The following is a 10,095-nucleotide window of genomic DNA, read 5'->3' as shown; positions in this document are numbered from 1 at the left end:
ACCCGCTGCCGCTCGGCCTCCTCCAGCACCTCCACCTCGGAGACCCGGGACTTGTCGCCGCTGCCGGCCACCCACTCCAGCACCCGCACCAACCGGCTCATGTGACCGGCGAGCTCGTCCTCGCCGTACAGCTCGTGGTGGCCGTCCAGTTCGACGCGGATGCCGGCGCGGGAGTCGGCCGTACCGTAAAAGTTGACCTTGAGATCGTTGACGGGACCGGTGGACAGCGGGTGGGCCACGGCGGGGGTGGTGCCGAAGAGGGGCTCGCCGGCGAAGGCCATGATGTTGACGGTCGGGCCGAGGCGGGCCTGGCCGGCGCCGGAGAGGCCCAGTTCGTGGATGAGTTCCTCGCCGCGGAAGCGCTGGTGACGGATGACGTCGGCGAGGGACCGGGACACCTGGGCGGCCAGGTCTGCGAAGGGGGTGTCCGGCGTGAGCGTCACGCGCAGGGGCAGCACGTTGACCATGGCGCTCGGGGTGGTCAGGGACGTACGGCCGGTGCGTCCCGCGAGCGGGAGCGAGAAGGTGAAGTCGGTGCGGCCCGTCATCCGGTGGAAGAAGGCGGCGGTGCCGGCGAGTGCCAGTGCGGGCCACTGTATGCCGAGCCGGGCGGCCGTCTCGGTGAGACGGTGGGCCAGTGGGGCCGGCAGGGTGTGGACATGGCGGCGCAGGCTGTGGGTGCTGGTGGACGCGCGGCCGGCGAGGGAGACCGGGTCGGGCAGGTCCGCGAAGACCTCGCGCCAGTGGGCGCGGTCCCGGGTGTGTCGGCGTGAGCCGGCGTAGGCCGCCTCGTCGGCGACGACCCGGTCCAGGGTCGCGAAGCCGGTGGGCGCGGGCTCGTCCCCGGTGAGCAGGGCCGAGTAGAGCGCTGCGACGCGGGCGGCGTACACGGACTGGCCGAAGCCGTCGAGGACGGCGTGGTGGTAGCCGTGGAAGTACCAGTGCCGGTCATCGGCGAGGGTGAGCAGGGCCTGTTCGCTCACGGGGCCGCGGGTCAGGTCGAAGGGCTTGGCCATGCGTGCGTTCATCCACCGGTGGGCGGTGGCCTCCGGGTCGGAGGCCGTGCGCAGGTCGAGGAACCGCAGGGGTTCGGGTTCGGTGGGCTCGACGATCTGGTGGAGGGTCACTTCCGGGCCGCTGCCGGTGTCCCGTTCCTCCTGGGCGAAGTGGGAGCGCAGCGCCTCGGTCTCCTCGACGCCCCGCCGTATCGCCTCGGCGAGGACCTCGGTGTCGACCGGCCCGGCGATCTCGTAGTAGCCGCCGCAGTTGTAGAGGGGGCTGTCCGCGTGCAGGTGCTGGGCGACCCAGATGCCGGACTGCGCGGCGGAGACGGGTCGACGGAGCAGACGGGCTTCGGACATGGCGGTGCGGTCCTCTCAATTCTGCGGAGGTGGTGGACTGCGGGGGGAGGGTTGCGAGCGCGGGGCGGCGGGACGTGGGGGCGGAGGGCCGTGACCGTCAGTCGTTGAGGGCCAGTTCCTCGGCGAGGGCCTTGCTCAGCGCGTCGACGGTGGGGTTGTCCCACATGACCGTCGGGTCCACGGAGATGTCGAGGTGGTCTTCCAGTTCGGCGATGACGGACAGGGCGTGGAGCGAGTCAAGCCCGTAGTTGGAGAGCGGAACCGTGGGGTCGATCGTGTCGACCGGGCGTTCCAGATGGGTGGCCACGCAGTCGGTGAGCCAGCGGGCGAGGCTCTCGGCGGTGGGGGTCTCGAGGTCGGACTCGGGCATGAAGCTGTCCTTTTCGGAGGAGCGGGGGCGGGTCAGGGGCGGTCGGGAAGCCGACGTTCGGTCAGGTCGAAGGTGCGGGCGCTGTCGTAGCGGCGGACCAGGTCCGCGTAGAGGCGCTGCTGGACGGCGCCCGAGGGCTGCGGTGGGCGCCGTGCGGGCGTCGTGAGGACCCGGCCGGGGGCGGCCGACGTGAGCTCGGGGTCCAGGAGGGCGGCGGCGGGCGGGGCCGTGACCAGTTCGGTGAACGGCAGGGGACCGGGGGCCGGGCGCGGCCCTCGCGCCGGGGCGAACAGTTCCCGCTGGGCTTCGTTCAACAGCAGCTGGAAGACGGCGGTTTCGCCCTCCCGGATGTAGAAGCGCGACCCCATCAGGACGGACAGGCGGTCGAGGGCGCCCTGGAGGACGCGCGGCACCAGCCCGAGCACCGCCTGTTCGTGGGCACCCTCCCGGCTGGGCAGCGCGTCCTCGCCGCGGACCGCGAGGCTGGTCAGGACGTCGCACAGCAGCAGGTCGGCGTGGACTCCCGCGAGCACCTCGCGCAGATGGGGGATGTCGATGGCGGGCGCGCCGTAGAGCCGGCGGCCCCGCAGATGGCGCACCGTGACGCGGAGTGCCGAATCGAGGGCTCCGACGCAGGATCCGACGACCAGGGCCGTGGCGCGCGGTTCGTTGTCGGGGAGGGCCGCGCGGACGGTACGGCCGAGGCGGGGTGAGCGGCGGTACAGGGCGCGCAGCGCGTGCAGCCAGGCCTCGGGGGTGACGTGCGCGCTTTCCGTGAGGGCGTCGGGGAGCAGGCCCCCGGCCTGTGGACGGTCCGCCTCGCGTGCGGCCAGGATCGCTCCGAAGCCGCGGGGATTGGCGGTGTCGTACGGGTCGCCGAGGTGTTGTTCGACGGTGTCGGCTAGGCCGGTGGGGGCGGTGACCGTGGTCATCGAGTCGTGCCCTCCATGGGGTCGAGGAGTGAGGGGACCGTGCCGGGGGGTGAGGACAACAGGACGTCCGCGAGGGCGTCGAGGGTGTCGCGGTCGGCCTCCTCGACGGGTTCGCCGAGTTCGGTGAGGGCCTTCACCAGGCAGCCCCGCAGCCAGGTCTCGTCGATGTGGTCGGGTCGGCGCAGCCACAGGTGGAGCGTGGCGGCCGCGGCGAAGCACAGCTCGTACTGCTCGGCGAGCCCGAAGGCGTGGCCGGGCACGGCACGCGGGGAGTAGCGCACTGCCGCCATCCGCTCGTGCAGCCCGTTCGTGGCCCGCCGGAGCCCCTCCGCCAGGGCGGCGAGCCTGCCGGAGGCGGCTCCGGAGGCCGTCAGATCGCGGACGCGGTCCACGGCCGCCGGCAGTGCGGCGACGACGGAGGCGCCGGTGCCGGAGAGCAGACTGAGGGCTTCCGGGCGGAAGGGGCGCAGCGGGGCGTGGACGTCGGTCGCCTCGGCGAGGCCCTCGTCGTCCCGGCGGCCCTTGCGGTAGGCGCGGGCCAGTCGGGGGAACTGGTCGATCAGGGCGTTGCGGTTGACCAGGCTGCTGCCGTCGAAGATGCCGATGATGCGGTGGTCACGCTCCAGTTTGGCGAAGTGTCCGTGCGGGTCGACGTCCACCAGGCCGTAAGGGCCGAGGGTGTGGAGGAGGCGGGCCACGAGGTCGTCGACCTGGGCCGGTACGTACGCCTTGGCGACGGCGGAGACGACGCTCATCTCGCCGGTGAGCGCGTGCACGGAGCGCGCCGCGACCACTCCGGTGGCCTCCGCGAGCAGCAGACCGGCCACAGCCTCACCCAACTCCCGGCGAACGTACGGGATGTGCGCGAGCGGTGTGCCGTCGTCGTCGGTGGCGTCGGCGGTGAACCGGACGGCCAGGTCCAGGGCGTGGTCGCCCGCGCCGAGGGACATGCCCATGCAGCCCGTGCGGGTCACGTGCAGGGCCTTGAGAATGATCTCGATGCCCTGGCCGGGCTCGCCGATGAGCGCGTCGGACGGCAGCATCGCGTCGTGGAAGGCGAGGCCGCTGATGTCGGCGCCGCGGATCCCGTACGTGGGCACCTTCGGCAGCGGGGACAGGGCGCCGGGGGCGAGCCGCTCCTTGTCGACGAGGAAGAGGCTGAAGCCGCGCGGGCCGCCCTCCGGGTCGGTGCGGGCCAGGACGGTGACCAGGTCGGCCCGGGTGATGTTGTTGATCAGCCACTTCTCACCGGTGAGCCGCCAGCTGCCGCCCCCGTCCACCGGGTGGGCGGTGACCTCGCCGGCCAGCAGGTCGCTGCCGTGGTGCCGTTCGGTCAGCGCGCAGGAGACGACCGCGCCCTCGCCGATCCGGCGGCCCAGCCGCGCTGCCCGGGCCGGGTCGCCGGCGATCCAGGTGGAGACGGCACCGAGATACGTCTTGCCGTGGGCGGCCGCCACTGTCAGGTCCACCCGGGACACCGCCCGCAGCAGCTGCGTCACCATGCCGAAATCGTCCAGTGCGCCGCCGTGTTCGGTGGGCACGTAGTAGCGGGGCATGCCGAACGCGTCCAGCGCGCGGCACGCCTCTGCGGGGAAGGCTTCCTGCTCGTCGAGGGCGGCGAGCCGCTCACCCGAGAACGGGCCGCCGGATACGGCCAGTTCGTCGAGGAGACGGGTCAGTTCCGCGAGGGGGGCGGCCACGGAGGCAGCCGAGGTCGTCGTCATGCCGGTGCCTGCTCGCCGGTCGCGACCGCGGGCAGCAGAGGGGGCTGGTAGTCCGCGTACGTCGGCTCCAGCGCGCCGGCCCGGAAGAGTTCACGCATCGCCGACCGTTGGATCTTGCCGCTGGTGGTGCGGCGTACTCCGCCGGGCCGCAGCAGCAGCACGGCTCCCACGGGGGCGCCGAACTCGCGGGCGACGGTGAGCCGCATGTCCGTGGCGAGTTCCCTCAGCCGCTCCTCGTCCTTGATGCCGCGGACCTCGTGCGTGACCACCAGGACGTCGTCCTGGCCCTGTCCGCCCGCGCCGGGGACGGCGAAGCAGGCGCCGACCAGGTTGCCCAGCTCCGGCCGCTGGACCCGCAGTTCGTGCTCGATGTCCTGCGGATAGAGGTTGCGGCCGCGCAGGTTGAGCACGTCCTTGATACGGCCCGTGACGTAGAGCTCGCCCTCGTGCAGGGCCCCGAGATCGCCGGTGCGCAGGTATCCGCTGTCGCCCTCGGCGGTGGTGGCCCGGAACTCGGCCTCGTTGGTCGCCTCACGCCCCCAGTACCCGTGCCCGACGACGGGGCCGCGCAGCCACAGCTCCCCGACGGCGCCCTCCGGCAGGGTGCGCAGGGTGTCGGGGTCGATGACACGCACCTCGGCGCCGAGCGGCGGTCCGCAGCTGACCACGTCCCGGCCGGACTCGTCGGCGGTGGCGGTGGGCCGGAACTCGTTGCGCTCGAGGGAACCGGCGTCGACCCGCAGGCTGCTCGGCGGGCTGTCGACCGCGCCGGAGACGAAGAGGGTCGCCTCGGCCATGCCGTAGCTGGGGGCGAGCGTCTCGGCGCGCAGCCCGTAGGCCGCGAACCGCTGGTGGAAGCGGTCGAGGACGGCGGACCGCACGGGTTCCGAGCCGTCGACGGCGTGCCGCCAGTGCGAGAGGTCGAGCCCCTCGGCCTGTGCGTCGGTGACGCGCCGGCTGCACACCTCGTAGGCGAAGTCGGGTGCGGCGGAGTAGCGGATGCCGAACCGGTCGATCATGTGCAGCCACAGATGGGGCCGCTTGAGGAAGGTGCCGGGGCTCATCAGCAGGGTGGTCGAGCCGATCATCAGCGGCGTCATGATCAGGCCCATCAGGCCCATGTCGTGGAAGTGGGGGATCCAGCCGCCGCCGCGCATGGTGTCGTCCAGCTTCATGACCTCGGCGAGGTTGGCAGTGTTGTGCAGCAGGTTGCCATGGCTGATCATCACGCCCTTGGGGTCTCCGGTGGAGCCCGAGGTGTACTGGAGCACGGCGAGGGTGGACTGGTCGGTGGGCGGTATCGTCCAGCCGTCGGGGCCGGGACCGGCGCCGTCGTCGGTGGCCGTCAGGGGGAGACGTCCGAGCCCTTCCTCGGCGATCCAGTCCTCGACGTCGCCGCGGGTCGGGGTGTCGGTCAGGACCGCCGCCGCGCCCGAGTCGTCCACGATGCGCCGGACCCGGTGCCGCTCGTGGCGGTATCGACCGGGCAGCGAGGAGGGAACCGCGACGACGCCGGCGTACAGACAGCCGAAGAACGCGGCCAGGAAGTCGAGCCCGGCGGGGTACAGCAGCAGCGCACGCTCACCGGGCCCGAGCCCGGCCCCGTGCAGCCGCACGGCCAGACTCCGGGCCCGCGCGTCCAGTTCAGCATAGGTCAACCATTGCGCCCCGTCCTCCTGGAGGGGATCCGTCACAAATGCCGCCGCCTCTTTTTCCGGCCGGTTTTCCGCGTGCTGTCGCAGCACTGCGGTAACACTGGGGGCGGTGACGATTCCCGCCATATTCGTGGCCTGCCCTTCGTGGTCGCGAACGGGGTTTTCCGCGCGCCGAATCAGCACTGCCGTGACTTTCTACCGGCTCCCTCAGGGGTAGGGAAGGCGACTGACAGCAAACTGCACCCGGAGCCCGCCCGCCCCCCAGCAACAGGGACAAAGCGCTCGTAAGGGCTGGCAGTTCGAAGGCGGCAAGGCCAGTACCGGCCAGCCGACTCCCAGTTCCGGCCCCGCCCGCCACAGTAGAGTCGAGGTCGGACCGCATTTCCGAAGAACCTTCCAGCCGCCGAGTGCGCCGCGTTTCAGGGTGTTCTCACCCGGGACTTCCGGCACTCCCCGACTCCGGGATTCCGATGAATTCCATGCCTGGCATCCATATGCCTTCCGTGCTGGTCACCGGCACCTCTTCCGACGCCCACACCTGGAATCTCGTCTACCTCCAACTCCTGTTGGAGGAATGGGGCCACGACGTCACCAACCTCGGCCCCTGCACCCCCGACGACCTGGTGCTGCGCTCCGCCGTCGAACTCCGCCCGGACCTGATCGTCGTCAGCAGCGTCAACGGCCACGGTCACCAGGACGGCCTCCGGCTGGTCCGGGCCCTGCGCACCCGCCCCGAACTCGCCGGCACCACGATGGTGATCGGCGGCAAGCTCGGCACCGACGGGCTGCGCAACGTCGGCCAGGTGCGCCGACTGCTCGCGGCGGGCTACGACCGGGTCTTCGACGACGGGGACGTGACCGCGTTTCGCGACATGGTGTCCCGGTTGCCCGTCCGAGCGGTGTCGTGACGCAGGTGCCCTTCGGCGACTTCGTGGCCGCGGCCCGGGCCCGCGGCACGCTCGTCGTCCAGCCCCGGATGGGTTTCAGCGACCCCCGGCGGATGCGCGAGGGCCTGGCCCGCACCCGGGCCGTCGACGCCGTCACCGTGGGCACGCTGACCCTGGACAGCTACACCCGGGTGCGCGAGCTCGCGGCCGCCCGCAGAGCGCTGGCCGACGGTGTCACGCTCAACGGCTACCCGATCTGCACCCACCCCCCGGACACCACCCGGGCCGTGCTCGACGGCATCCACGACGCCTCCTTCCCCGTCCAGGTCAGACACGGCTCGTCGCGGCCCGAGCACATCGTCTCCGCGCTGCTCGGCCTCGGCCTGGACGCCACGGAGGGCGGGCCGGTCTCGTACTGCCTGCCCTACAGCCGCACCCCGCTGGCGGACGCGGTCGACAGCTGGCGCACGGCCTGCGAGATGCTCGCCGGGCACACGGGAGACGGCCGGGTGCCGCATCTGGAGAGCTTCGGCGGCTGCATGCTCGGACAGTTGTGCCCACCGGCCGTGCTGGTCGCGGTGAGCGTCCTGGAGGGCCTGTTCTTCGCCCGGCACGGCCTGCGCAGCGTGTCCCTGAGCTACGCCCAGCAGACCAGCCCGCAACAGGACCTGGAGGCGGTCGCCGCCCTGCAACGGCTCGCCGGGGAACTACTCGGGCCCACCGACTGGCACGTGGTGCTCTACGCCTACATGGGCGTCTACCCCCTCTCACGCGGCGGCGCGCTGAACCTCCTCGAGGCGGCCGCCCGGCTCGCGGTGACCTCGGGGGCCTCCCGGCTGATCGTGAAGACCGCCGCGGAGGCGCACCGCATCCCGACCGTCGCCGACAACGTGGAAGCGCTGGAGACCGCCGCACGCGCCGCGGCCACCACCCCCGCGCCGCCCCCCGGCCCGCCCGACGCGGACTCCGAGGTGTATGCCGAGGCCCGCACCCTCGTCCACGCCGTGCTGGACCTGCACGACGACGTGGGCGCCGCCCTGCTGACGGCCTTCCGGCGGGGCCTGCTCGACATCCCCTACTGCCTGCACCCCGACAACGCGGGACGGGCCAGGAGCTTCATCGACCACGACGGACGGCTCCGCTGGGGGGACACCGGCGCGCTGCCCCTCGCCGGGGCGGCCGTGTCCACCGCCCGCAAGGTCACGTCCGCCGATCTGCTCGCGGCGCTGTCCCGTGTGCAACGGGCCTACGACTCCGGAGGAACCCCATGACCACCACCTCGCCGCCGCCCACCGCGCCGCTCACGGCGGGGCCGGGGCCGACCTGGCGGGGCAGCGGCCTCATGGCGCAGCTGCTGATCCTCACCGGCCGCTCGGTCAGGGCGAACTTCACACACGTCAAGGTCGTCGTCCTCAGCATGCTGCAACCGGTGTTCATGCTGCTGCTGCTCAGCCAGGTCTTCGGCGCCATCGTCGACCGCGGGCACCTGCCCGACGGCGTGGCCTACCTGGACTTCCTGCTCCCGGCCCTGCTGGTGACCACCGGAATCGGTCCCGCGGTCGCCTCCGGCATCGGCCTGGTGCGCGACATGGACAACGGGGCGGTGGCCCGGCTGCGCACCCTGCCGATCCACGCACCGCTGCTGCTGTTCGCCCGAAGCTTCGCCGATCTGCTGCGCACGACCGCCCAGTTGGTGATCCTCGTGGTGGTGGCGGTGGTGTTCCTGGACGCCGATCCGGCGGGCGGACCGTTCGGACTGCTGGCCGCGATCCTGCTGACCTGCGTCGTCGTCTGGGCGATGACCTGGATCTTCCTCGCGCTGGGGGCGTGGCTGCGCAACGCCGAGGCCATGCAGAGCGCCGGCTATCTGGTCACGTTCCCGCTGATGTTCGCCTCCAGCGCCTTCGTCCCCAAGGAGCGGCTGCCGGACTGGCTCCAGGCACTGGCGACGGTCAACCCGCTGTCGTACGCCATGGAGGCCAATCGCGCACTCGCCCTCGGCCAGCCGCTGGGCACCCAGGTGTGGTCCGCGCTGGGCGCCGGTGTCCTGGTCGCCGTCGCCGGATCGATCACCGCCGTACGGGCGTTCATGCGCCCGCCCGCCTGAACCGCATCCCCCGCGCCCGTCGACGGACGCGGCGCGCTCCCTCCGAGAGACGAAAGAGGCATCGCACCATGCCCGGAACCGGAACAGGCCCGCTCGTCCGCCTCGACGCGACCGAGGCGCCACCCGGAGCCGCCGTCGAGTGGCTCACCGCCCGCCGCCCGGAGATCAGGGAGGCGGTCGCCCGCAACGGCGCCGTCCTGGTGCGCGGGCTGCGCCTGGACAACCGGGCGACCACCGCCGCGGCCGTCGGCCAGATCATCGGCGAACCGCTGATCGAACGCGAGGGGTTCGCGCCGCGCGACACCTACGGTCAGGGCGTGTACTCCTCCTCGCACTGGCCGGCCGACCAGCCCATGTGCATGCACCACGAGCTCAGTTACGCGCCGTCGGCCCCCCGGCTGATGGCGTTCGCCTGCCTCACCCCGCCGGCCGACGGCGGCAACACCGCGATCGCCGACAGCCGGGCCGTGCTGCGCGACCTGCCGGAGGACCTCGTCGCCCGCTTCGAGCGGCACGGCTGGCGGCTCACCCGCCACTACAACCCCTTCGTCGGCATCACCTGGCAGGACGCCTTCGGCACCGACGACCCCGCGGAAGTGGACCGCTACTGCGCCGCGCACGGCATCGAGGCACGCTGGGACGCCGACGGCGCGCTGCGCACCGTACAGACCCGCCCGGCCGTCGTACGGCACCCGGAGACGGGTGAGCGGTGCTGGTTCAACCAGGTCGCGTTCCTCAACGAATGGACGATGGCCCCGGAGGTCCGCGAGTTCCTCACGGCGGAGTTCGGCCCCGAGGGCCTGCCCTTCAACACGTTCTGCGGCGACGGCACACCGCTGGACCGGGCGAGCGTCGACCTGATCAACGAGGTGTACGAGAAGCACACCGTCCGCGAGCCGTGGCGGCGCGGCGATCTCCTCGTGATCGACAACGTCCGCATGGCGCACAGCCGCGAACCCCACCGGGGGGAACGGGAGATCGTGGTCGGTCTCGGCGAACCGTTCCAGCCGTGACGGCGGAACAACGGAGGGGGCCGCACCCGGGTTCACGGGTGCGGCC

The 10,095-nt window shown here is 72.4% G+C and carries 9 protein-coding genes; 4 read left to right on the top strand and 5 right to left on the bottom strand.

Translation table 11 applies throughout. The features are described 5' to 3' along the window. From AB0I73_RS38490 to AB0I73_RS38470, 5 genes are all read right to left on the bottom strand, one after another. A partial coding sequence (locus tag AB0I73_RS38490) for a condensation domain-containing protein (protein WP_363045058.1) occupies window positions 1-1,361 on the bottom strand: 1,361 nt, incomplete at its 3' end. Between the two features lie 97 nt (window positions 1,362-1,458). Beyond that, entirely contained in the window at window positions 1,459-1,731 is a 273-nt protein-coding gene (locus tag AB0I73_RS38485) for an acyl carrier protein (protein WP_363045057.1), read from the bottom strand. A gap of 32 nt (window positions 1,732-1,763) precedes the next feature. Continuing rightward, on the bottom strand, window positions 1,764-2,663 hold the full coding sequence (locus AB0I73_RS38480; protein WP_363045056.1) for a hypothetical protein: 900 nt from the start codon (window positions 2,661-2,663) through the stop codon (window positions 1,764-1,766). After that, window positions 2,660-4,387, bottom strand: coding sequence for an acyl-CoA dehydrogenase family protein (locus tag AB0I73_RS38475; RefSeq protein ID WP_363045055.1), 1,728 nt, complete (start codon window positions 4,385-4,387; stop codon window positions 2,660-2,662). Before AB0I73_RS38475 ends, AB0I73_RS38480 begins: the two co-directional genes overlap by 4 nt. Further along, on the bottom strand, window positions 4,384-6,168 hold the full coding sequence (locus AB0I73_RS38470; protein ID WP_363045054.1) for a fatty acyl-AMP ligase: 1,785 nt from the start codon (window positions 6,166-6,168) through the stop codon (window positions 4,384-4,386). The genes AB0I73_RS38475 and AB0I73_RS38470 overlap by 4 nt, the downstream gene beginning before the upstream one ends. 353 nt (window positions 6,169-6,521) lie before the next feature. On the opposite strand from AB0I73_RS38470, the gene AB0I73_RS38465 reads away from it, so the two are divergent. The 4 genes from AB0I73_RS38465 to AB0I73_RS38450 all read left to right on the top strand — a co-directional run bounded on the left by AB0I73_RS38465 (window position 6,522) and on the right by AB0I73_RS38450 (window position 10,049). Further along, window positions 6,522-6,950, top strand: coding sequence for a cobalamin-dependent protein (locus tag AB0I73_RS38465; protein ID WP_363045053.1), 429 nt, complete (start codon window positions 6,522-6,524; stop codon window positions 6,948-6,950). Further along, a complete protein-coding gene (locus AB0I73_RS38460) occupies window positions 6,947-8,200 on the top strand; it encodes a methylaspartate mutase (protein WP_363045052.1) in 1,254 nt (417 codons plus the stop codon). Before AB0I73_RS38465 ends, AB0I73_RS38460 begins: the two co-directional genes overlap by 4 nt. Continuing rightward, window positions 8,197-9,036 carry an ABC transporter permease gene (locus AB0I73_RS38455; RefSeq protein WP_363045051.1) on the top strand — a complete coding sequence of 280 codons (840 nt, stop codon included), beginning with the start codon at window positions 8,197-8,199 and terminating at the stop codon, window positions 9,034-9,036. The genes AB0I73_RS38460 and AB0I73_RS38455 overlap by 4 nt, the downstream gene beginning before the upstream one ends. A 68-nt stretch (window positions 9,037-9,104) precedes the next feature. Continuing rightward, complete coding sequence (locus tag AB0I73_RS38450; RefSeq protein WP_363045050.1) at window positions 9,105-10,049, top strand: TauD/TfdA family dioxygenase; 945 nt, start codon at window positions 9,105-9,107, stop codon at window positions 10,047-10,049. The last annotated feature ends 46 nt before the right edge of the window (window positions 10,050-10,095 follow it).

The sequence above is a fragment of the Streptomyces sp. NPDC050388 genome (genome assembly GCF_040655635.1).
Lineage (GTDB): Bacteria > Actinomycetota > Actinomycetes > Streptomycetales > Streptomycetaceae > Streptomyces.
Note: the sequence above shows the minus strand (reverse complement) of the source record. Positions and strands in the feature narration are given on the sequence as shown.